The following is a 22,534-nucleotide window of genomic DNA, read 5'->3' on the forward strand; positions in this document are numbered from 1 at the left end:
GATGACTCGTTTTTTCCGCTCTCGCCGCCGTTTCTGGCTTGCTTTGCTGTTTATCTCGCTGCTGCTGCCGGCGGCTATCTGGCTGGCTGATAGAGCCTGGCCGCTGCCTCTAACTGATGTACAAATGGCACGGATTGTGGTGGCGGAAGATGGCTCTCCCCTATGGCGTTTTGCAGATGATGACGGCGTCTGGCGCTATCCGGTCAGTATCAAACAGGTTTCTCCGTATTATTTGCAAGCGTTGCTAACCTATGAAGATCGCTGGTTCTATCATCATCCCGGTGTTAATCCATTATCTCTGGCGCGTGCGGCCTGGCAGGATCTCCGTGCGGGGAAAATACTCTCCGGCGGCAGTACGCTTTCCATGCAGGTTGCGCGCCTGATCGATCCACATCCTCGCACTTTAGGTGGAAAACTGCGTCAGGTCTGGCGCACCTTTCAGTTGGAATGGCATCTGTCCAAAGACCAGATTTTGGAGATTTACCTGAACCGCGCGCCTTTTGGCGGGACATTGCAGGGCATCGGTGCCGCCAGTTGGACTTATTTAGGCAAAGCGCCGGACAACTTGACCCAAGGGGAAGCGGCTTTGCTGGCGGTACTGCCGCAGGCACCGAGCCATTTGCGGCCCGATCGTTACCCTTTACGTGCCAAAGCGGCGCGAGACAAAGTATTAACCCGATTGGCGCAGTACGGCGTCTGGCCTACGAGTCAGGTGACTGAAATTCAACAGGAAGATATCTGGCTGGCTCCTCGTCAGGTGCCGCAACTGGCACCTCTGCTGGCTCGCCGTCTGACTCTCGGTAACCAGCGCGAACTTATTCAAACAACGCTGGACGCCGGTTTGCAGCGCCAACTGGAAGATATGGCCGCCGGCTGGCGGCACCAGTTGCCGGAGAAAACCTCTCTCGGTGTGCTAGTAGTAGACCACACAACCATGGAAGTGAAGGCTTACATCGCCTCGGTTGATTTCGGTGATGACAGTCGTTTCGGCCATGTTGATACCATCAGCGCGTGGCGTTCACCTGGCTCGACGCTCAAGCCCTTTTTATATGCGATGGCATTAGATGATGGCCTCATTCACGGCGAATCCTTGTTACAGGACGTTCCGCGTCGGTTTGGCAATTATCGTCCGGGGAATTTTGATACCGGTTTTCACGGGCCTGTGAGTGCTAGCGATGCATTAGTACGTTCGCTGAATCTGCCCGCGGTACAACTCTTGGAGGCTTATGGCTCCAAACGTTTTGCCGCCAATTTGCGCAATGCCGGCCTGATATTACGTTTTCCTCTGCACAGCGAACCTAATCTGGCGCTGATATTAGGCGGAACCGGCGCACGTTTAGATCAATTGGTTACCGCTTTTAGCGCCTTTGGGCGTGGAGGGATGGCCGGACAGCTACGTTTCGAGCCGAAGCAACCGTTGCTTCAGCGGCGGCTATTTTCCCCCGGCGCGGCGTGGATTGTACGACGGATTATGGCGGGAGAAGGGAGGCCGGTGCCCGACGATATTTTACCTGCGGTTGTGCCTTTGGCATGGAAAACCGGCACCAGTTATGGTTATCGGGACGCATGGGCGATTGGCCTGAACGCCCGCTATACGCTGGGCATTTGGGTTGGCAGGCCCGACGGCACGCCGGTTGCAGGGCAATTTGGCTATGCTACTGCGGTACCTATTTTGCATCAGGTTAATGGCGTGCTCATGGCGCGCTTGAATCAGGGAAATCGAGCATTACCGATCGACCCGCGGCCTGAATCAGTGAGTCGGGAAGAGATCTGCTGGCCGGGCGGCCAGCCATTGCCAGCCGGTGACAGTAACTGCCGTCAGCGACGCCAGAGTTGGGTACTGGATGGTACTTTGCCGCCCACACTGGCGGCTCCCGGACAGGAAAATATCCAAGGTAGCCAGATGAATATATGGCTGAATAAGCAAGGTCAGCGAGTGGCGGCAGATTGCCCGGACGCTACGCCGACCCGTTTAACTCTCTGGCCGTTGCCGCTTGAGCCTTGGCTGCCGTGGGCAGAGCGTCGTGCGCAGCGTTTGCCACCGGTAAATGCCACCTGCCCGCCGCTAGCGGAAAATGACAGTCCTCCACTTTTGATTCTGGGTATTCGGGATGGGGCTGTTGTGCGTCGTTTACCGGGTAAGAACAGTCTGGATTTACGATTGGAAGCGCAGGGCGGGCAAGGGGAACGCTGGTGGTTCTTGAACGGCGAGCAGGTTGCTACCACTCAAAATCATCAATCATGGCTACAAACGCTGACGGCTCCGGGGCGTTATCAGCTAAATGTGTTGGATGAAAGCGGGCAAGTCAGCAACGTTGAATTCCGACTGGAGTAAGAAAGTCCAAATTATCTTAATTAAAAAACGCAATGCATATGGAAATACGATGTATTTGTTGTTTTTATATTAAAAAATAGTGTAACCAATAAAATGTTGATTTTATATAATCCCAATTGATTTTTTTTATTATTTTTAACCTCGGCTATTGATGATTTTCTTTCAAAGTGAATTTTTTTATTTTTATTTTTATTTTTATTTTTCTTTATCAACAATCAACAATCAACAATCAACAATCAATAGCAATATTGGAGTTTTGATGATGAATATAAAAATATTATCAATTATAATTTTTATCACAATATTTTCCTGTTTTGACGTATTGTCCAATGAGCCAAAAGTCTGTTTCTTTATGAATGATAGTTATCGAGGCGAGTCTCTCTGTGCTGGAAAAAATAACTCGGTGGAAAGTATTCCTGAAAGATGGAATGACCGTATATCATCGGTAGTTATTCCTCAGGGATTGTCTGTTAATGTTTATAAAGATATTAATTTCTCAGGCGAAAAATTAGTTATTAAACAAAATACTGACTTTGTTAAAGACGAAACTAAAATAGGTTTTAACGATGAGATTAGCTCATTTGAAGTAAATAGTACGGCATGTTTTTATGAAAGTGATGAGTTTTCTGGAAGTGCAGTATGTCTGGCGGCAAATGAAAGTATCGATCTTTATAGCAATAACTATCATAGCAGGAAAAACTACCACATTCTTAATCCACTTAACGATCAGATAAGTTCTATTACTGTTCCCCAAAATATGCAGGCGGTTGTTTATGAAGACGATGGTTTTCAAGGGGAATATTATGTTTTGACGGAAGACTTTACATATCAGGATTTAGAAAAATTAAATATTAATAATAGAATAACCAGTATGCGGGTTTTTCAAAACAATACCTTTACTTGCGATCAGCGCTGTGTAATCAAAGACGTTATGCGCATTCCCTTAGGGAAGGCTTTTGGTCATTATTGGTTGGATGAACGTTTGAGTTCTAAAGAAGTATTGATAAGTTTTATAATAAATAATGATGATGACTATTCTATTTCATTCGTTGACGGTGGTGTTCTTCGAGTAAAGGATAGAGAACTGTATTTTATGCATCATAATAAATACAGCAGTTTTATTTTTCGGGTTAATGATGATAGCGATAGATTGTCATTTCTCTCCAGATTCAATGGTGACTATTTTGAAATACAGTTTGTTGAGTCGAAAGGAACGAGAAGTGCTTATGTTTCCCCGTTGTTTAGTTCACTCTTTAATTCTGGAAAAGAAACCGTTGATTTTAAGGTTAGTAATTTCAACCTTGAAACACCCGTTGTCATTGACAAACTGGTATTAACAGGAGAGCAGGGAAGCAACCGACAAACCCGTAGCGTGATGGGATTATTATCTTGCTGGTCGGTGCCGATGCTCAGTATTTATAATTATGTGATTCAGGGAAGCTGTAATCAGACTGACAGATTTGTCAGCAATGCCAATGAGTTCTTTAAAAAACCGAACGATAAGATATTGCAAATATCGGGTTCGGCAAAACCTTTACCTAAACTGAAATCGAATGAAACCTTTCAGACGGAGCCTCAAATCATAAATTTGCAGTCTGAACCCAAAGGTATTCTCACTCAAGTTCATTCCGATATGAACGGTAAGGCCTTAACGGTTCCTGCGACGGCGCTGGCTTGCAAAGTTTCAATGAAAGATCAGTTACTTCCTCAACTACGCTCTCGCCGTGATTTGTCTCCTGTATGTATTGAATGGACCTTGAATATTCTCACCGATTTTACTTTACTGTTTGGTGGCAGCACGGATAACTGGAATGCGGAGAATTTTGGACAAGTTATTGACCGAATTATACGAAATGGTGATACCGGGCATGCCGTATCTGATATTGAAACTGAAACTCGTCTGATTAACACAGTCCAGACGTTATTCAGGGAAAGTGCTCAATCTTCTGGAAGCCAGGACATTTTTAATCTGAAAACGGCTTTTGAGTTTTCTCAGCTTAGCTATGCGGCCTATCTGTTTCATGGGAATAGTGAAGATGAAGATAGAGTGCGAACTCCTCAGGCAGTGCAATCACTACCTCTTGGACGATATGAGCTGTCGCTGCAAGATTTTCATTTTGTCGAAACCATTCCCAGAATTCGGCATGGGGAACGCTGGGTAGAACATCCCGAACAGCATTTCGATATTGAAGTGATAAGTGGTACGACTGAAGCGACGGAGGCTGCCAGACAGCGACTTATCCCGATTATTGATGAATGGAGGCAGATTTATCATCAAGTAAAACTGCCTGCCAGAGTTGACCTGCCAACGGAAATTGGTGAGCCTCTTGAACAAGTCAATCACATGGAGCTGCTGCATGAAGCATCGCGCTTGGTGAGCGATGTGACACAAAGCTGGTTAAGAACCAGTCGTGATGACTACATCTATGTGATTGTGCGTTTGTCTGGACAGATCGTCAGTATTACCATGGCGGTAGATATCAATGAATTTGACGTCGGGATCGCCGGTTCTCTGACAAATCCGACCTACGTATTGCATCCGCAGGCTGAGGGGGCAATAAGAGGAGCCGGCACCGCTGCAATCAGAGCGTTGGCCGATTATTTGAGCGAAAAAGGGAAGCGCACATTGGTTTCCAGCGTGATCAGCCAGCCTTCGGCCATAGTGAAGAAAAAAGTTGGCTTTAGGTTTATTGAGGAACTTTGACAATTTTTGGCAAGATAGGAATGATAGATCTGAGCGGGTCGGTAACAGGTTAATACCCTGAGCTTTTTATCCGCTTACTTGATTTTTATGTGAAATGTGATTTGTGCACAAAAATGAGGAATTAAGATAACAGTTTTTTAATAAATTGTTGTCATTCCCATAGGCAAGCGCTTTCGGCACACATATAATCTGCGACCACTTAACAGGGTCGGCGCAAAAATTACTTGAAAGAATCTGCCTGTAAGCCAAGCGGCAACGCTAATTCAGGGTGGTTTCCAAGTCCGGTCAATATTAGAAATCAAATAGAGGTTGTCATGACTGTAGAACGTACTTTTTCCATCATCAAACCAAACGCAGTAGCTAACAACGACATCGGTGCTATCTACGCGCGTTTTGAAAATGCCGGCTTCAAAATTATTGCTGCAAAAATGCTGCACCTGACCAAAGAACAGGCTGAAGGCTTCTACGCAGAACATAAAGGCCGTCCTTTCTTCGACGGTTTGGTTGAGTTCATGACCTCTGGCCCAATCATGGTTCAGGTTCTGGAAGGCGAAAATGCGGTTCAGCGCAACCGTGACATCATGGGTGCAACCAACCCGGATAACGCGCTGGCAGGTACTCTGCGCGCTGATTTTGCCGATAGCTTTACTGCTAACGCTGTTCACGGTTCTGACGCCGTTGAGTCTGCACAACGTGAAATCGCTTATTTCTTCGGCGAAAACGAAATTTTTCCACGCAGCTAATAGGTTGATTTAAGGGAGGTCAGGGCAATTTTCATCGGCTGACACAATAAAAATGCGGCCATGCCCTTTCAACCGTAGAATCCATGCCTTAAAATTCGTACAATGCCGCGCCCCGGATGAGCCAGCTCTACCGGGGCATTTTTATTATTTATCCATCGCCGTTTCTTTAAGTGCCACCCGGTTTAAAGCACAGCGCCGCAAAGTGTAACAACGAGGCCACGACAACTCATGTCTGAACAACAGTTATCTGCAACAATTCAACCCGATGCTTCTCCTGCTGCCGACAGCGCAGTGCAGGTAGCAGCGCCGGCCACCGCCAAAATCAACCTGCTCGATTTGAATCGTCAGCAAATGCGCGAGTTTTTCGCTGAAATGGGTGAAAAACCATTCCGGGCAGATCAGGTCATGAAGTGGATGTATCACTATTGCTACGATGATTTCGAGCAAATGACCGACATTAATAAAGTGCTGAGAGCAAAATTACAGCGCGTGGCTGAAATTCGGGCGCCGGAAGTGGCAGAAGAACAACGCTCAGCGGATGGCACCATTAAGTGGGCGATCAAAGTTGGCGACCAGCAGGTTGAAACCGTGTATATCCCTGAAGCCGATCGCGCCACTTTATGCGTGTCTTCTCAGGTTGGTTGTGCTCTGGAATGTAAATTCTGCTCAACCGCTCAGCAGGGTTTCAACCGTAACCTTCGTGTTTCCGAAATTATCGGTCAGGTATGGCGTGCGGCCAAAATTATCGGTTCGCTGAAATCAACCGGCACTCGCCCGATCACCAACGTCGTTATGATGGGAATGGGCGAGCCGTTGCTGAACCTGAATAACGTGGTTCCGGCGATGGACATCATGATGGATGACTTCGGTTTTGGTTTGTCTAAACGTCGCGTAACCCTGTCTACTTCAGGTGTTGTTCCGGCGCTGGATAAATTGGGCGATATGATTGATGTGGCGCTGGCCATTTCTCTGCATGCGCCAACCGATGATATTCGTGATGAAATCGTACCAATCAATCGTAAATATAATATCGAAACTTTCCTCGCGGCGGTTCGTCGCTATTTAGCGAAATCGAACGCCAACGGCGGGCGGGTAACGGTTGAGTACGTTATGCTGGATCACATTAATGACAGCACCGAACAGGCTCATCAGTTGGCAGAGTGTTTGAAGGACACGCCGTGTAAGATTAACCTGATTCCATGGAACCCCTTCCCAGGCGCGCCTTATGGCCGTAGCTCCAATAGCCGGGTAGATCGTTTCTCCAAGGTATTGATGGAATACGGATTTACGACTATTGTTCGTAAAACCCGCGGCGATGACATTGATGCAGCCTGCGGCCAATTGGCGGGCGAGGTGATTGACCGTACCAAGCGCACGCTGAAAAAGAAAATGGCCGGGGAACCTATAGCGGTTAAGACAGTCTGAACCTTACGGGGCGTTTAGCTCCGTTTAACTGACTGTTATTTAAGTTTTAATCTGCAAGATGTCAGGTGTTACGCGTAGGTAATACAGCAAATATGAGGGCCTGATGCGTCGTCAATTATTCAGGTTCTTGCCATTACGCAACTGGACAATTGGAAGAGCATGAAGCTGAATATACTGTGGGGAGCATGTTTGGCGGCCGTGGTTTTGGCCGGATGTTCGGGGTCATCTCCGAATAAGGTTGACCAGCCGGCGGCAGGTCAAACGCGTTTACAGCTTGGTTTAGCCTATCTGGCGCAGGGAGATTTACCCGCTGCCCGTCAGAATCTGGAAAAAGCCGTGAATGCCGCTCCGCAGGATTATCAAGCTCAGTTGGGCATGGCTTTATACGAACAGCGCGTCGGTGAAAACAGCGCCGCAGAACAGCGTTATCAGCAAGCGATGCAGCTCGCTCCAGGAAATGGCACCGTACTGAATAATTACGGTGCGTTTCTGTGTGGTTTAGGGCAGTATGTATCGGCTCAACAGCAGTTTAGCGCTGCGGCTTTGTTACCTGATTACGGTCAAGTTGCAGATAGTCTGGAAAATGCAGGTTATTGTTTTTTGCGGGCTAATCAAAATGACCAGGCCAAAGTGTTGCTCCGCCGAGCGTTGAAGTATGATCCTGATAAAGGTGGGTCGCTGCTTGCAGAGGCCGAAAGGCAATTTGGAGAAGGGAAACGCGCTCAGGCGCAACTACTACTGGATGTTTATCAACATGTTCTTCCGGCCAGTGCCGAAAGTTTATGGTTACAAATTCGTTTCGCCGCGCTGGCAGGTCGCCAGGATAGCGTTCAACGCTATGGCAAGCAGCTTGCGCGAAGTTTTCCACAATCCAAACAGTACCAGCACTTTCTAGCTAATGAATACTGAAGCCTCCCAAGATCAAACTGTTCCAGAGACGACAGGTGTGCGCCTGCGTCAAGCCCGTGAAGCATTAGGGCTAACCCAACAGAATGTTGCCGAACGTCTGTGCCTGAAAGTATCGACTATTCGGGATATTGAGGAAGATAACGCTCAGGCGAATCTTGCTTCGACGTTTTTGCGTGGTTACATTCGCTCATACGCCAAACTGGTTCGTCTGCCTGAAGATGAGCTATTGCCTATGCTGGCAAAACAGGCACCGATTAGAGCGGCGAAAGTCGCCCCGATGCAGAGTTTTTCATTGGGTAAAAAGCGCAAGAAACGTGATGGCTGGTTGATGATGTTCACCTGGCTCATTGTTTTTGTTGTGATTGGTCTGACCGGTACCTGGTGGTGGCAAAATCATCAGGCCCAACAGGCAGAGATCGCCAATATGGCCGATCAGTCTTCTGCCCAGTTATCGCAAAATGAGGGGCAAACAGTCCCTCTGGCTGATCAAAACGATAACGCGGAAAAAACCGAAGTTCCGTTGTCTGACGCTAATGCGTCAGCTGCGCCTTCGGCACCGGAAACCGCTCCGGTAACAGCTCCAGCCGCGGCAGGGAATGCCCCGGTAGCCACAGGTGAAACGCCGGCCTCGTCAGCGGTAGTTTCGCCAAGTCAGGCGACTTTGCCTGAAGTGTCAAACCCTGCCATTCCTTTGCCGACGGCAGAGGCTGCAGTTAACGCTGCCGCTGCCCAATCGGCCGGGTTGGTGATGAATTTCTCTGACGATTGCTGGCTGCAGGTTGTTGATGCAACGGGTAAATCATTGTTCAGCGGTATTCAGAAGAAGGGCGCGACCCTGAATTTATCTGGCAAAGCACCCTATAAACTGACGATAGGTGCGCCAGGGGCGGTCACCATTTTGTATCAAGGTAACCCTGTTGATTTAAGCAAGTTTGTTAAATCAAGCCGTGTTGCCCGTTTGACCGTCGGCGCTGAGTGATCTTGTGGTTATAAGTGACTACATGACTGCAAAGGAGAGCGTGTAATGCATAATGAATCCCCAATCATTCGACGTAAATCCACGCGTATTTACGTTGGAAAGGTGCCGATTGGTGATGGAGCGCCGATTGCTGTGCAATCGATGACCAACACTCGCACCACAGACGTTGACGCGACTGTTAAACAAATTCAGGCATTAGAGCGTGTTGGCGTTGACATCGTCCGTGTTTCGGTTCCGACGATGGATGCGGCTGAAGCTTTCAAGTTGATTAAGCAGCGCGCCAATGTTCCATTGGTCGCCGATATCCATTTTGACTACCGTATTGCGCTGAAAGTAGCGGAATACGGCGTGGATTGCCTGCGTATCAACCCTGGCAATATTGGTAACGAATCACGTATCCGTGAAGTGGTTGCCTGTGCGCGCGACAAGAACATCCCTATCCGTATCGGTATTAACGGCGGCTCGTTGGAAAAGGACATTCAGGAAAAGTATGGCGAACCCACGCCAGAAGCCCTGCTTGAATCCGCAATGCGTCACGTTGATATCCTCGATCGCCTCAACTTCGACCAGTTTAAAGTCAGCGTGAAAGCCTCTGATGTTTTCCTGGCGGTAAACTCATACCGTTTATTGGCAAAACAAATCAATAATCCGCTGCATCTGGGGATTACTGAAGCCGGCGGCGCGCGTAGCGGTTCAGTTAAATCGGCTATTGGCCTCGGTTTGCTGCTATCTGAAGGCATCGGTGACACGCTGCGTATTTCTCTGGCCGCCGATCCGGTGGAAGAAGTTAAAGTTGGCTTTGATATTCTGAAGTCTCTGCGCATCCGTTCCCGTGGTATCAATTTCATCGCTTGCCCAACTTGCTCACGTCAGGAATTTGACGTGATCGGTACGGTAAATGCGCTGGAAGAACGGCTGGAAGATCTGATTACGCCAATGGATGTCTCTATCATTGGTTGTGTGGTGAACGGCCCGGGAGAGGCTTTGGTTTCAACTATCGGCGTGACCGGCGCGCATAATAAAAGCGGCTTCTACGAAGACGGCGTACGCCAGCGGGAACGTTTTGACAACAAGTTGATGATCGACCAGTTGGAAGCCAAAATTCGCGCCAAAGCAGCGATGCTTGATGAGAAAAACCGGATTGATATCAACCAGCTGGAAGATCAGGCGCCGGTCTGATCCGGCGGTTGTGTCCAGCGTTGAGTAAGCGGGCTTGGCCCGCTTTATATTGTGCCCATAGTGGTGATGAGCGTCCCCATTGAATCACGGGACGGCTAGCCCCTATAATCGGCTTTATTTTTGCATCAAAACTATAGAGAAAAGACGTGGCAAAGAACATTCAAGCCATCCGTGGTATGAACGACTACCTGCCGGCTGATACAGCTTTATGGCAGCGTATTGAAGGCACATTGAAACAAGTGCTGGGCGGCTACGGTTACAGTGAAATTCGCTTACCGATTGTAGAGCAGACCCCGTTATTTAAACGCGCCATCGGTGAAGTGACCGACGTCGTGGAAAAAGAAATGTACACCTTTGACGATCGCAATGGCGAAAGTCTGACGCTGCGCCCGGAAGGCACGGCGGGTTGTGTACGCGCCGGGATCGAACATGGTCTGCTGTACAATCAGGAACAACGTTTGTGGTACATCGGCCCGATGTTCCGCTACGAGCGCCCACAAAAAGGCCGCTATCGCCAATTCTATCAGTTGGGTGCCGAAGTCTTTGGTCTGCAAGGGCCGGATATCGATGCCGAATTGATTTTGCTAACCGCACGTTGGTGGAAAGCGCTGGGTATCTCCGAGCACGTTCGTCTTGAGCTTAACTCTATTGGTTCATTGGACGCACGTGCCGATTACCGCGAAGCTTTGGTCGCCTTCCTGGAACAGCATCAGGAAGTGTTGGATGAAGACTGCAAACGCCGGATGTATAGCAATCCGCTGCGTGTTTTGGACTCAAAAAATCCAGAAGTCCAGCAGTTGCTGAACGATGCGCCGCGTCTTTCTGAATATCTGGATGAAGAATCCAAACAGCATTTTGCCGGATTGTGTGAACTTTTGGATCATGCCGGTATCCCATATAGCGTTAACGAGCGTTTGGTTCGCGGCCTGGATTATTACAACCGTACCGTTTTCGAATGGATAACCAATAGCCTTGGTTCTCAAGGGACAGTCTGTGCCGGCGGCCGTTACGATGGTCTGGTAGAGCAACTGGGTGGCCGAGCGACGCCAGCCGTCGGTTTTGCTATGGGGCTGGAGCGTTTGGTTTTGCTGGTTCAGGCGGTTAATCCTGAATTTTGCGTACCGCCAACGGTTGATGTGTATTTGGTGTCTTCCGGTCAGGGGACACAGAGCGCAGCAATGCAGCTGGCTGAAACTCTGCGTGACGCTTTGCCGTCATTGAAGCTGATGACCAACTATGGCGGCGGCAACTTTAAAAAACAATTCGCCCGTGCCGATAAATGGGGCGCGCGCGTGGCCTTGGTGTTAGGTGAAGACGAAGTGTCTGCACAGCAGGTAGTAGTGAAAGATCTGCGCAAGGGTGAACAAGAAACGCTGGCGCAAGCTGATGTAGCTGCGCGTCTGGCTTCGATGTTAGGTTAAGGAGAGAGACACCGTGGAAGTCTATACCACTGAAAATGACCAGGTTGACGCAGTGCGCCGTTTCTTTAGTGAAAACGGAAAAGCGCTGGCCGTGGGTGTGGTGCTCGGAATTGGTGCTTTGGTGGGCTGGCGTTATTGGCAGAGCCATCAGAATACCGCGCTGACGGAAGCATCTTCTTCCTTCCAGAAAGCCAGTGCGGCATTGGCAGCCAACAACGCTGAAGGCGTTACCGCTGCGGAAAAATTTGTACAAAGCAACAGCAACAACTATGGCGTGTTGGCCGGGTTGGAACTGGCGCATCACTTTGTGGCACAAGGGCAATTTGATAAGGCTGCTCAGCAGTTGAGTCTGGCTCAGGGCAATACCAAAGATGAAAACCTGCTGTCGTTGATCAACCTGCGTTTGGCGCGTGTCCAGCTGCAATTGAAAAAGCCGGAAGATGCATTGAAAACCCTCGATGCGGTGAAAGGCGATGGTTGGACTGCAATGGCGCAAGACGTGCGTGGCGATGCATTATTAAGTAAGGGCGACGTTGCTGGTGCACGCGCAGCTTACACCAAAGGCGTCGAATCTAATGCTTCTCAGGCGTTGCAGGCATTGCTGCGCATGAAATTGAACAATTTGTCCAGCTAAGGGGAATTCCCATGCAACTGCGTAAAACACTCTTAGTAGGACTGGTTTCCGTCGCCCTATTGAGCGGCTGCTCACTGTTTAACAGTGAAGAAGATGTGGTGACCATGTCGCCACTGCCAACGGTTGAAAATCAGTTCACTCCGACCAAGGTGTGGAGCACTTCTGTTGGCAGCGGTGTGGGTGATTACTACTCCCATCTGCGCCCGACCTGGCAGGGTTCTTCTGTTTTCGCCGCTGATCGTAAAGGTCTGGTGAAAGCGATGGATATCGATACTGGTAAACAAATCTGGCAAACCGATCTGTCTGAAAAAACCAATTTCTACTCCAGCAACAGATCAGCCATGCTTTCCGGCGGTCTGACTGTTTCTGGTTCTCACGTGTTTGTGGGTAGCGAAAAAGCGGTGGTCTACGCGCTGAATGCCGACGATGGTAAAGTAGCGTGGCAGACCAGCGTGGCTGGCGAAGCGATGTCGCGTCCGGTTGTCAGCGACGGCGTGGTTCTGATTCACACTACCAACGGTATGTTGCAGGCGTTGAATGAGAGCGATGGCGCGATTAAATGGACGCTGAATCTGGATGTGCCTTCTCTGTCCCTGCGCGGTGAATCTGCACCGACCGTTGCCTTTGGCGCGGCTATTGTTGGCGGTGATAATGGTCGCGTTAGTGCGGTCATGATGGAACAAGGCCAGCTGATTTGGCAGCAACGTATTTCTCAGGTAACCGGTACTACCGAAATTGACCGTCTGAACGATGTTGATATGACGCCAATCGTGGTAGACGGCGTGGTTTATGCGCTGGCTTACAATGGTAACCTGACCGCATTGGATCTGCGTTCTGGTCAGATTCTGTGGAAACGCGAGTTGGGTTCGGTCAACGATTTCATCGTTGATTCTGGTCGCATTTTCCTGGTTGACCAAAATGACCGCATTGTGGCACTGAAATCCGACGGTGGTATTACCCTTTGGAGCCAAAGCGATCTATTGCATCGTAACTTGACTGCCCCAGTTATGTATAATGGCTATCTGGTGGTTGGTGATGCCGAAGGTTATCTGCACTGGGTGAATACCGAAGACGGCCGTTTTGTTGCGCAGCAGAAAGTGGATAGCTCCGGCTTCCTTAGCGCGCCGGTGGTTGTCAGCGATAAGCTGATGATTCAGGCCAAAGGCGGCACGGTCTACGCGTTTACTCGCTAATTATCGGGTAATACACTGGACGAAAGCTAAACTTTCAAGGGTGTGATTACCGAACACATTGGCTCTTAATATGAGTCCCTAAACGGCTCCTGAATAGTTCAGGGGCCGTTTCGTATTCTATAAACTCCGCTGTCCGTGTTGTTCGATAGCGTTGTAACGAATTGAAAAATAAGTAATGAGGCTTCAATAATGATACCTGTCATCGCCCTGGTTGGGCGCCCGAATGTGGGTAAATCCACTTTATTTAACCGTTTGACTCACACTCGGGATGCGTTAGTGGCGGATTTCCCCGGGCTGACGCGTGACCGTAAATATGGTCGTGCCGAAGTTGAGGGTCATGAGTTTATTGTTATCGATACCGGCGGTATTGATGGCACCGAAGATGGCGTTGAAACACGCATGGCTGGACAGTCGCTGTTAGCGATTGAAGAAGCAGACATCGTATTATTCATGGTTGATGCGCGCGCTGGCCTGATGCCTGCGGATCAGGGCATTGCCCAGCATCTGCGTAGCCGCCAAAAAGCCACTTTCCTGGTTGCTAACAAAACCGACGGCATGGAGCCTGAAGCGGCCGCCGCCGATTTCTACTCTTTGGGAATGGGAGACGTTCACCCAATTGCCGCTTCGCACGGTCGTGGCGTAGCTCAGCTGATTGAAGAAGTCATGGCTCCGTATATGGCGCCGGTAGAACCTGAAGTTGAATTGACTGAAGAAGAAGCCAACGCCGCCTATTGGGCAGAACTGGAAGCGCAGGATCAAGATCAGGCAGAAGGGGAAGAACCAGAAGAAGACGATTTCAACCCGCTGGATTTGCCGATCAAGCTGGCCATAGTTGGGCGTCCTAACGTAGGTAAGTCTACACTGACCAACCGCATTCTCGGTGAAGAGCGTGTGGTGGTGTACGACATGCCGGGCACCACTCGCGACAGTATTTATATCCCAATGACCCGCGACGATCGTGAATATATCCTGATCGACACCGCCGGTGTGCGTAAACGTGGGAAAATCACTGAAACCGTTGAGAAATTCTCGGTAATCAAGACCCTGCAAGCGATCGAAGACTCGAACGTTGTATTGCTGGTGATTGATGCTCGCGAAGGTATCTCCGACCAGGATTTGTCTCTGTTGGGCTTCATCCTCAATAGTGGGCGCTCACTTGTTATCGCCGTCAATAAATGGGATGGCATGAGCGAAGAAGCTCGCGCTCAAGTGAAAGACATGCTGGACCTGCGTTTGGGCTTCGTTGATTTCGCACGTATTCACTTTATCTCTGCTCTGCACGGCAGCGGCGTAGGTAATCTGTTTGAATCCATTCAGGAAGCTTACGATTGCTCTACCAAACGTGTTGGTACCTCAATGCTGACGCGTATCATGCAAATGGCTGAAGAAGATCATCAGCCGCCGCTAGTACGTGGTCGCCGTGTGAAACTGAAATACGCCCACGCCGGTGGTTATAATCCACCCATCGTGGTTATTCACGGTAATCAGGTGACTGATTTGTCCGATTCCTATAAACGCTACCTGATGAACTATTTCCGTCGTTCATTGAAAGTGATGGGGACGCCGATCCGTATTCAGTTTAAAGAGGGTGAAAACCCGTTTGCTGGCAAGCGTAACACCTTGACACCAAACCAGATGCGGAAGCGTAAACGCTTGTTGTCACATCTGAAAAAGAAATAAAGTAAGCTAGCAGGGCGCGGATATTCCGCGCCCTTCGTGTTTCTGGCTAATGGCTAAAAGTATTGTTTACGAAATGAGTTTGGGAAGACGTTATGTCATGGGAAACTTGGAGTTTTGCGTTTAGCGTAACAGTACCGAATTTATTGATGATGTTACTTGGCGTCATGTTGCGACGCTGGCGTCTGATGGACGACAGTTTCTGCGACGGTGCCACCCGTCTGGTTTTCAATCTCGCTTTGCCTTGCCTGCTATTCTTTAGCGTTGCCACTAATCACGTTAGTCTGGCCGATCATCTACCATTAGTGATTTACGGTGCAGTCGGCACGTTGATTACCTTTTCGCTGCTGGAAGTGGCCGCTCACTGGCTGGTTAAAGAGCCTCGTGAGCGCGGTGTATTCGTGCAGGGCGGCTTTCGTGCCAATACCGCCATAGTGGGGTTGGCCTACGCGATGACCGCTTACGGTGATGAAGGAATGGCGCTGGGGGCGATGTATCTGACGGTCACGGTAATATTATTCAACGTTCTGTCGGTGATCACGTTAACTCGCAGTCTGAACGCGGCCACCGACGGAAAAATCAGCCAGAGCGCCTTATTGAAAAGTATTGTGACTAACCCGCTAATTATCGGTCTGGTTTGCGGCTTACTCTATGCTCAAACCCACCTGCCGATGCCGCAGGTTATTCAGCAAACCGGTGGTTTTATTTCCGCTCTGGCACTGCCGCTGGCCTTGCTTTGCACCGGAGCCAGCCTGGACTGGAAGGCGATGTTTCGTTCTTCTAACGTGGCGGCTTTGGCATCCTCCGCCAAACTGATTTTTGTACCTTTAATCATGACATTAGGCGGATGGTTGCTGGGTTTTCGCGGTGCTGCACTGGGAATTATCTTCCTGTTTTCAGCGACGCCAACGGCGGCGGGCAGTTATGTGATGACGCGAGCAATGGGCGGAAATGCCACTTTAGCGGCTAATATTATCGCCATTACTACCGTGGGATCGTTCTTTACTACGGCCTTGGGTATTTATTTCCTGCGTACATTCGGCGTGATTTAAGGAGAAAATAATGGAAGCTCTATGTCCGGTGTGTCATACAGCGATGGATGAGGTAAGTAGTCACTTTCACTGTGCTACATGCAGTAGCGACTATCAGCCGCAAGCGATTTGCCCAGATTGCGAAAAGCCGTTACAGGTGCTTAAGGCCTGCGGCGCAGTTGATTATTTTTGTCAGCACGGGCATGGTTTGATTTCGAAAAAACGCGTGAAATACGAGTATACCCTGCATCTTTAACGCCGCAGCGAGTTGTCAATTGTCTTACTGACACACTGGATAGCATCGTACCTGGTGACGATAAAAACTGAGCTATTTCGCCGCCGTTCGCGGCTTACGTGCTTTTTTCACCGGCGTTAGCTGCGTAATTTCACTTTCCACCCAACCATCCTGCAGCCGGGTTTTCAGCGTATCACCCACCTGTACTTGCTGAGTGGTTTTTAGCAGACTGCCGCTGGGGGTTTGGGTCACGCTATAGCCGCGTGCCAGTGTAGCCAGTGGGCTAACGGTTTCTAACTGAGAACAGGCAATCCCAAAACGTTGACGATAAGCGTTTAGCTGGCGCTCTAGCGCCTGTTTCAGACGATATTCCTGCTGCTGCACTTGTTGACTGTAACGATGGATACGTCCCTGCGGCTGGACGTGACTCAGCCGTTGTTGCAAACGCTCAACCCGGCGAACTTGCAGGCGAATTTGGTTTTGAGCGCATTCTTCCAACCGACGTTGCAGTTTAAACAACAACGTTTGCTGGCGCGCCAAACGCAAATGAGGATGCTGTTGCTGTAAGCGGTGATGCAGTTGGGTAAATTGTTGATTACGCTGCGCCAGATAATAATCCATCGCCATTTCCATGCGCTGTTGCTGCGCTTGAATCTGACGCACTAATTCCAGCTGATTGCGGCTAACAATTTCAGCGGCAGCAGAAGGCGTCGGTGCTCTCAGATCGGCAACAAAATCGGCGATAGTCACATCGGTTTCATGCCCGACGGCGCTGACAATCGGAATCCGGCTGGCAAATATTGCTCGCGCCACCCGTTCATCGTTAAAACTCCATAAATCTTCCAGCGAACCGCCACCACGCCCCACAATCAAGACATCACACTCAGCGCGCCGATTGGCCATTTCAATCGCGCGGACGATTTGCATTGGCGCTTCGGCACCCTGAACCAAAGTAGGATAAATCACCACCGGCAGCGAAGGATCGCGGCGCTGAAGCACCTGTAGCACATCGTGCAGAGCCGCTCCGCTGGCGGAAGTAATCACGCCGACCCGTTTGGCTGGGGCAGGGAGCGGCTGTTTGTGCGCCGCTTCAAATAATCCTTCCGCTGCCAATTGTGCTTTCAATTGCTCAAACTGCTGTTGCAGCAAACCATCGCCGGCAGGCTGCATACTTTCAGCGATTAACTGATAGTCACCTCGGGGTTCATACAGAGTGATTGAGGCTCTGACCAGCACCATCTGACCATTTTGCGGGTTAAAAGTGGTGCGGCGATTGCTATTGCGAAACATCGCGCAGCGTACCTGCGCCCGATCGTCTTTCAAGGTAAAATACCAGTGACCGGAGGCGGGCTTGGAAAAGTTGGATATCTCGGCGGTGAGCCAAATCTGGCCCATTTCCATTTCCAACAGCTGTCGAACCGTCTGATTCAGGCGGCTGACGGTAAATATCGAGGTGGCGGAAGTTAGTGGCATGTGACCTGGATCAAATTTTAAAACAAGTACTTAATTGATCGATATTACCTGCCTCAGAACGGTAAGCAAGAAAATTTATCAGAAAGTGCTGGAGGCAACCGATTACGCTCTGTATAATGCCACGGCAATATTTTATCTTTTCTCAAATCACTCTGGTGAGATATTGCCCATGCTACGTATCACGAAAGAAGCACTAACCTTTGACGACGTTCTCCTGGTTCCAGCCCATTCCACAGTTCTGCCTAACACTGCGGATCTTGGTACTCAACTGACCGCAACTATCCGCCTGAATATCCCTATGCTGTCCGCAGCCATGGATACCGTAACCGAATCTCGCCTGGCCATTGCTCTGGCGCAAGAAGGCGGTCTGGGCTTCATCCATAAAAACATGTCTATCGAGCGTCAGGCCGAAGAAGTCAGCCGCGTGAAAAAACATGAAAGCGGCGTGGTTACTGAACCACAGACCGTTACGCCAACCACCACTTTGCGTCAGGTTAAAGAACTGACCGCCCGTAACGGCTTTGCTGGCTATCCGGTTGTGACCGAAGATTACGAACTGGTGGGTATCATTACTGGCCGTGACGTACGCTTTGTCACCGATCTGGAACAGCCTGTAACGGCGGTTATGACGCCGAAAGAGCGTCTGGTTACCGTAAAAGAAGGCGAATCTCGCGAAATTGTGTTGCAGAAAATGCACGAAAAACGCGTTGAAAAAGCGTTGGTAGTTGATGATAACTTCCATCTACGCGGCATGATCACCGTAAAAGACTTCCAAAAAGCAGAACGTAAGCCTAACGCCTGTAAAGACGAACACGGCCGTTTACGCGTTGGCGCTGCCGTTGGCGCCGGAGCAGGTAACGAAGAGCGTATCGACGCACTGGTTGCCGCTGGCGTTGACGTTTTGCTGATCGACTCATCTCATGGTCATTCCGAAGGCGTTCTGCAACGCATTCGCGAAACTCGCGCTAAATATCCTGATCTGCAAATTGTTGGCGGTAACGTCGCTACAGGCGCAGGCGCAAGAGCATTGGCAGAAGCCGGTGTTAGCGCGGTAAAAGTGGGGATTGGCCCCGGCTCTATCTGTACTACCCGTATCGTTACCGGCGTGGGTGTTCCGCAAATCACAGCGGTATCTGATGCCGTAGCCGCGCTGGAAGGCACCGGTATTCCGGTTATCGCCGATGGCGGTATTCGCTTCTCCGGTGATATTGCGAAAGCGATTGCAGCGGGCGCGTCCTGCGTGATGGTGGGTTCTATGCTGGCAGGTACTGAAGAATCTCCGGGTGAAATCGAACTGTATCAAGGCCGTTCATTCAAATCCTATCGCGGTATGGGGTCTTTGGGCGCGATGTCCAAAGGTTCTTCCGACCGTTATTTCCAGACTGATAACGCCGCAGACAAACTGGTACCGGAAGGTATCGAAGGCCGCGTAGCGTACAAAGGTCTGCTGAAAGAAATCGTTCACCAACAAATGGGCGGTTTGCGCTCTTGTATGGGTCTGACCGGTTGCCCGACCATTGACGATCTGCGTACCAAAGCAGAATTCGTACGCATCAGTGGTGCGGGTATTCAGGAAAGTCATGTGCACGATGTGACTATCACGAAAGAATCACCGAACTACCGCATGGGCTAATTCCAAGAGCTGCGGTCGGTGAGTTTTGTCATCGTCCGCTGCTCGCATTGCTCAATGACTTTGCGTCAATTGCGTATGTGATGCTGCGGGCGTTAACTCACTTTCTGGCTTCGCCGATTGGAATAGGACGTTTATTAACGTTGCTGAAGTCTTTCATTTTTATTTTATTTATTGACCTGTTTCTGGAATACGCCTCACATGACAAAAAATATCCATAAGCATCGCATCCTTATTCTCGATTTCGGTTCGCAATACACTCAGCTAGTGGCGCGTCGCGTTCGTGAGATTGGCGTTTACTGTGAACTATGGGCGTGGGACGTAACTGAAGCCCAGATTCGTGAGTTTAATCCGAGTGGCATCATCCTGTCCGGCGGCCCGGAAAGCACCACTGAAAACGGCAGTCCGCGTGCTCCAGACTTCGTGTTCAACGCAGGCGTACCGGTATTGGGCGTGTGCTACGGTATGCAAACCATGGCGATGCAACTGGGGGGCCACGTTGAAGGTTCTACCGAGCGCGAGTTCGGCTATGCGCAGGTAGAGATCAAAACTGATTCTGCGCTGGTTCGTGATATTAAAGATGCTCTGAACGCGGCCGGTGAGCCAATTCTGGATGTGTGGATGAGCCACGGCGATAAAGTGACGGCAATTCCGTCTGACTTTGTCACCGTTGCTAGCACCGATACCTGCCCGTTTGCCATTATGGCCAACGAAGAAAAACGCTTCTATGGCGTACAGTTCCACCCGGAAGTCACCCACACCAAACAAGGCCAACGCCTGTTAGAGCGCTTCGTATTGGATATTTGCCAGTGTGAAGCGCTGTGGACGCCTGCGACCATCATCGAAGATGCAGTAGCACGTCTGCGCGAACAAATTGGCGAAGATCACGTGATTCTGGGCCTCTCTGGCGGTGTAGATTCTTCCGTTACCGCTATGTTGCTGCACCGTGCCATCGGTAAGCGTCTGACCTGTGTATTCGTGGATAACGGCTTATTGCGTTTGAACGAAGCCGATCAGGTGCTGGAAATGTTCGGTGATAAATTCGGTCTGAATATTGTCCACGTTGCGGCGGAAGATCGTTTCCTGAGCGCACTGGCCGGTATTGATGAGCCTGAAGCCAAACGTAAAACCATTGGCCGCGTATTTGTGGAAGTCTTCGATGAAGAAGCTTGTAAGCAAGAGCAGGTCAAATGGTTGGCACAAGGCACCATTTATCCGGATGTGATTGAGTCTGCGGCCTCTGCCACCGGTAAAGCGCACGTTATCAAGTCACACCATAACGTGGGCGGTTTGCCGAAAGAAATGAAGCTGGGTCTGGTTGAGCCGCTGAAAGAACTGTTCAAAGATGAAGTGCGTAAAATTGGTCTGGAATTGGGTCTGCCGTATGACATGCTGTATCGTCATCCGTTCCCTGGTCCAGGTTTAGGCGTGCGCGTACTGGGCGAAGTGAAGAAAGAGTATTGTGACCTGCTGCGTCGCGCTGATGCGATCTTTATTGAAGAGCTGCATAAAGCCGATCTTTACAATAAAGTCAGCCAGGCGTTCACCGTATTCCTGCCGGTTCGTTCCGTAGGTGTCATGGGCGATGGTCGTAAATATGATTGGGTGGTTTCTCTGCGTGCAGTCGAAACTATCGATTTCATGACCGCGCATTGGGCACATCTGCCCTATGATTTCCTTGGCCGTGTATCTAACCGCATTATCAATGAAGTCAACGGTATTTCTCGCGTGGTGTATGACATCAGCGGCAAACCACCGGCAACCATTGAGTGGGAATAACAGCCCGAAATAAATAATTTTCGATAAAAATCCAACCCCCGTATATTTCGGGGGTTTTTCATTTATTTCATTTAATTAATTTTGTTAAATGAAATAAGATGTTTATTGTTATTTTGTTTTTATATTCTACTTCTCACAATTAATATTTACTCGTGATACGGACTTAATATATTGAATCTGTTTATTGAATTGATATAGGTCTGGCTATACTCTGAGCGGTTAGCTACGCTTGGATGCTATTTTGTATTTCTTGTATTTCTTGTATTTCTTGTATTTCTTGTATTTCTTGTATTTCTTGTATTTCTTGTATTTCTTGTATTTCTTGTATTTCTTGTATTTCTTGTATTTCTTGTATTTCTTGTGTCTTTAACCTTGGTTTTTTATATCCCCATATTGTCTAGGCTGTTTTTTTGAATGAGGGTAAGCTATGTTATTATGAGAATAATAACTAAAGCATGTGATAAAAAAGAATGTTTCAGTATTTTTACTTACGTCGAGTTTCCAGTATTTCCTGATGTTGAAATAATTAAATTTATTCGATTCGAGTATCGGTTGTCATCAATACCAATGGGCGCTCTGATATTAACTATGCTGCAAGGTCTATAGTTATTCGTAAGGATATAAATGAGTTAAGCCTGCACGATTTACAGGAGCGTATAAGCGCTAAGAATAGTTGCCTGAACCCACTGATAATACCGATAATACAATCGATTTTAACCATGCTGTTGGAGGGGCTAAACACTATCTTCATTACTATGGTAATAAAGAAAATAAAGATGGAAATGGTTTTATTGCTGAAGGTTTACCTAAAAGAATAAAAAGGATTGGGTTCATATAATATATTGTACCGATGCAGGCAGGTGATGACGGAATGTGTTGATGAATGTAAATGGTGACATATGTAATCTCATATACTCATAATTATCGTCGTTTACCCTCAGCGCCGTGGATGATCGATCCGGCACCTGCACCTGAAATAATGGAAGCTGCTCCCCACATCATTTATTACATGATGGGATTTGCACCACGAGAGATATTCGTAACTTCTTATTAATAAGTATGAGGGATATGCTGGTAGTCAATAAATAATGTCATTGTCTTAAACACACAATATTGTTTTAAAATTAATAATGCTGTCGTTTTACTTTATGTTACCCGTTGGGGTTGAACACTATCGCCTTGACGAA

16 protein-coding genes are annotated in these 22,534 nt (G+C 48.9%); 15 read left to right on the forward strand and 1 reads right to left on the reverse strand.

The window, feature by feature from the left end; all coding sequences use genetic code 11:
• The first annotated feature begins 1 nt into the window (after nt 1).
• The 13 genes from pbpC to PL78_RS15590 all read left to right on the forward strand — a co-directional run bounded on the left by pbpC (nt 2) and on the right by PL78_RS15590 (nt 16,486).
• Entirely contained in the window at nt 2-2,335 is a 2,334-nt protein-coding gene (gene pbpC, locus PL78_RS15530; RefSeq protein WP_064516861.1) for a peptidoglycan glycosyltransferase PbpC, read from the forward strand.
• 259 nt (nt 2,336-2,594) lie between these two features.
• On the forward strand, nt 2,595-5,039 hold the full coding sequence (locus tag PL78_RS15535) for a peptidase inhibitor family I36 protein (RefSeq protein WP_064518477.1): 2,445 nt from the start codon (nt 2,595-2,597) through the stop codon (nt 5,037-5,039).
• Nucleotides 5,040-5,353: 314 nt separating this feature from the next.
• On the forward strand, nt 5,354-5,782 hold the full coding sequence (gene ndk, locus PL78_RS15540; protein WP_049601718.1) for a nucleoside-diphosphate kinase: 429 nt from the start codon (nt 5,354-5,356) through the stop codon (nt 5,780-5,782).
• Between the two features lie 228 nt (nt 5,783-6,010).
• The gene (gene rlmN, locus PL78_RS15545; protein WP_064516864.1) at nt 6,011-7,207 is read left to right on the forward strand and encodes a dual-specificity RNA methyltransferase RlmN; all 1,197 of its coding nucleotides are present in this window, start codon (nt 6,011-6,013) and stop codon (nt 7,205-7,207) included.
• Nucleotides 7,208-7,366: 159 nt separating this feature from the next.
• Nucleotides 7,367-8,116, forward strand: coding sequence for a type IV pilus biogenesis/stability protein PilW (gene pilW / locus PL78_RS15550; protein ID WP_064516866.1), 750 nt, complete (start codon nt 7,367-7,369; stop codon nt 8,114-8,116).
• Nucleotides 8,106-9,095: a cytoskeleton protein RodZ gene (rodZ, locus tag PL78_RS15555; protein WP_064516867.1), complete on the forward strand. Its 990-nt coding sequence runs from the start codon at nt 8,106-8,108 to the stop codon at nt 9,093-9,095. The genes pilW and rodZ overlap by 11 nt, the downstream gene beginning before the upstream one ends.
• A gap of 45 nt (nt 9,096-9,140) precedes the next feature.
• Nucleotides 9,141-10,274 (forward strand): flavodoxin-dependent (E)-4-hydroxy-3-methylbut-2-enyl-diphosphate synthase, encoded by a 1,134-nt coding sequence (gene ispG / locus PL78_RS15560; protein WP_064516868.1) that lies wholly within the window; start codon nt 9,141-9,143, stop codon nt 10,272-10,274.
• Nucleotides 10,275-10,420: 146 nt separating this feature from the next.
• Nucleotides 10,421-11,695 carry a histidine--tRNA ligase gene (hisS, locus tag PL78_RS15565; protein ID WP_064516872.1) on the forward strand — a complete coding sequence of 425 codons (1,275 nt, stop codon included), beginning with the start codon at nt 10,421-10,423 and terminating at the stop codon, nt 11,693-11,695.
• Between the two features lie 13 nt (nt 11,696-11,708).
• On the forward strand, nt 11,709-12,329 hold the full coding sequence (locus tag PL78_RS15570; RefSeq protein WP_064516874.1) for a YfgM family protein: 621 nt from the start codon (nt 11,709-11,711) through the stop codon (nt 12,327-12,329).
• Between the two features lie 11 nt (nt 12,330-12,340).
• Nucleotides 12,341-13,522: an outer membrane protein assembly factor BamB gene (gene bamB, locus PL78_RS15575; RefSeq protein WP_064516876.1), complete on the forward strand. Its 1,182-nt coding sequence runs from the start codon at nt 12,341-12,343 to the stop codon at nt 13,520-13,522.
• A gap of 189 nt (nt 13,523-13,711) precedes the next feature.
• Entirely contained in the window at nt 13,712-15,202 is a 1,491-nt protein-coding gene (der, locus tag PL78_RS15580; protein ID WP_064516878.1) for a ribosome biogenesis GTPase Der, read from the forward strand.
• Nucleotides 15,203-15,294: 92 nt separating this feature from the next.
• The gene (locus PL78_RS15585; protein WP_064516879.1) at nt 15,295-16,251 is read left to right on the forward strand and encodes an AEC family transporter; all 957 of its coding nucleotides are present in this window, start codon (nt 15,295-15,297) and stop codon (nt 16,249-16,251) included.
• 10 nt (nt 16,252-16,261) lie between these two features.
• Complete coding sequence (locus tag PL78_RS15590; protein ID WP_064516881.1) at nt 16,262-16,486, forward strand: zinc ribbon domain-containing protein; 225 nt, start codon at nt 16,262-16,264, stop codon at nt 16,484-16,486.
• 72 nt (nt 16,487-16,558) lie between these two features.
• On the opposite strand, the gene xseA is transcribed toward PL78_RS15590, so the two are convergent.
• Complete coding sequence (gene xseA / locus PL78_RS15595) at nt 16,559-17,938, reverse strand: exodeoxyribonuclease VII large subunit (protein ID WP_064516883.1); 1,380 nt, start codon at nt 17,936-17,938, stop codon at nt 16,559-16,561.
• 169 nt (nt 17,939-18,107) lie between these two features.
• Between xseA and guaB the strand changes: the two genes are divergently transcribed.
• Entirely contained in the window at nt 18,108-19,571 is a 1,464-nt protein-coding gene (gene guaB, locus PL78_RS15600) for an IMP dehydrogenase (RefSeq protein WP_064518479.1), read from the forward strand.
• A gap of 198 nt (nt 19,572-19,769) precedes the next feature.
• Complete coding sequence (gene guaA, locus PL78_RS15605; RefSeq protein ID WP_064516884.1) at nt 19,770-21,347, forward strand: glutamine-hydrolyzing GMP synthase; 1,578 nt, start codon at nt 19,770-19,772, stop codon at nt 21,345-21,347.
• Nucleotides 21,348-22,534 lie beyond the last annotated feature (1,187 nt).

The sequence above is a fragment of the Yersinia entomophaga genome, from assembly GCF_001656035.1.
GTDB lineage: Bacteria > Pseudomonadota > Gammaproteobacteria > Enterobacterales > Enterobacteriaceae > Yersinia > Yersinia entomophaga.

What these genes read in the sequence shown, in the direction of transcription:
- rlmN (WP_064516864.1), top strand. Translation starts at nt 6,011, where the DNA reads ATGTCTGAACAACAGTTATCTGCAACAATTCAACCCGATGCTTCTCCT.
- rodZ (WP_064516867.1), top strand. Translation starts at nt 8,106, where the DNA reads ATGAATACTGAAGCCTCCCAAGATCAAACTGTTCCAGAGACGACAGGT.
- guaB (WP_064518479.1), top strand. Translation starts at nt 18,108, where the DNA reads ATGCTACGTATCACGAAAGAAGCACTAACCTTTGACGACGTTCTCCTG.
- PL78_RS15585 (WP_064516879.1), top strand. Translation starts at nt 15,295, where the DNA reads ATGTCATGGGAAACTTGGAGTTTTGCGTTTAGCGTAACAGTACCGAAT.
- pbpC (WP_064516861.1), top strand. Translation starts at nt 2, where the DNA reads ATGACTCGTTTTTTCCGCTCTCGCCGCCGTTTCTGGCTTGCTTTGCTG.
- ndk (WP_049601718.1), top strand. Translation starts at nt 5,354, where the DNA reads ATGACTGTAGAACGTACTTTTTCCATCATCAAACCAAACGCAGTAGCT.
- PL78_RS15590 (WP_064516881.1), top strand. Translation starts at nt 16,262, where the DNA reads ATGGAAGCTCTATGTCCGGTGTGTCATACAGCGATGGATGAGGTAAGT.
- ispG (WP_064516868.1), top strand. Translation starts at nt 9,141, where the DNA reads ATGCATAATGAATCCCCAATCATTCGACGTAAATCCACGCGTATTTAC.
- pilW (WP_064516866.1), top strand. Translation starts at nt 7,367, where the DNA reads ATGAAGCTGAATATACTGTGGGGAGCATGTTTGGCGGCCGTGGTTTTG.
- xseA (WP_064516883.1), bottom strand. Translation starts at nt 17,938, where the DNA reads ATGCCACTAACTTCCGCCACCTCGATATTTACCGTCAGCCGCCTGAAT.
- bamB (WP_064516876.1), top strand. Translation starts at nt 12,341, where the DNA reads ATGCAACTGCGTAAAACACTCTTAGTAGGACTGGTTTCCGTCGCCCTA.
- der (WP_064516878.1), top strand. Translation starts at nt 13,712, where the DNA reads ATGATACCTGTCATCGCCCTGGTTGGGCGCCCGAATGTGGGTAAATCC.
- PL78_RS15535 (WP_064518477.1), top strand. Translation starts at nt 2,595, where the DNA reads ATGATGAATATAAAAATATTATCAATTATAATTTTTATCACAATATTT.
- guaA (WP_064516884.1), top strand. Translation starts at nt 19,770, where the DNA reads ATGACAAAAAATATCCATAAGCATCGCATCCTTATTCTCGATTTCGGT.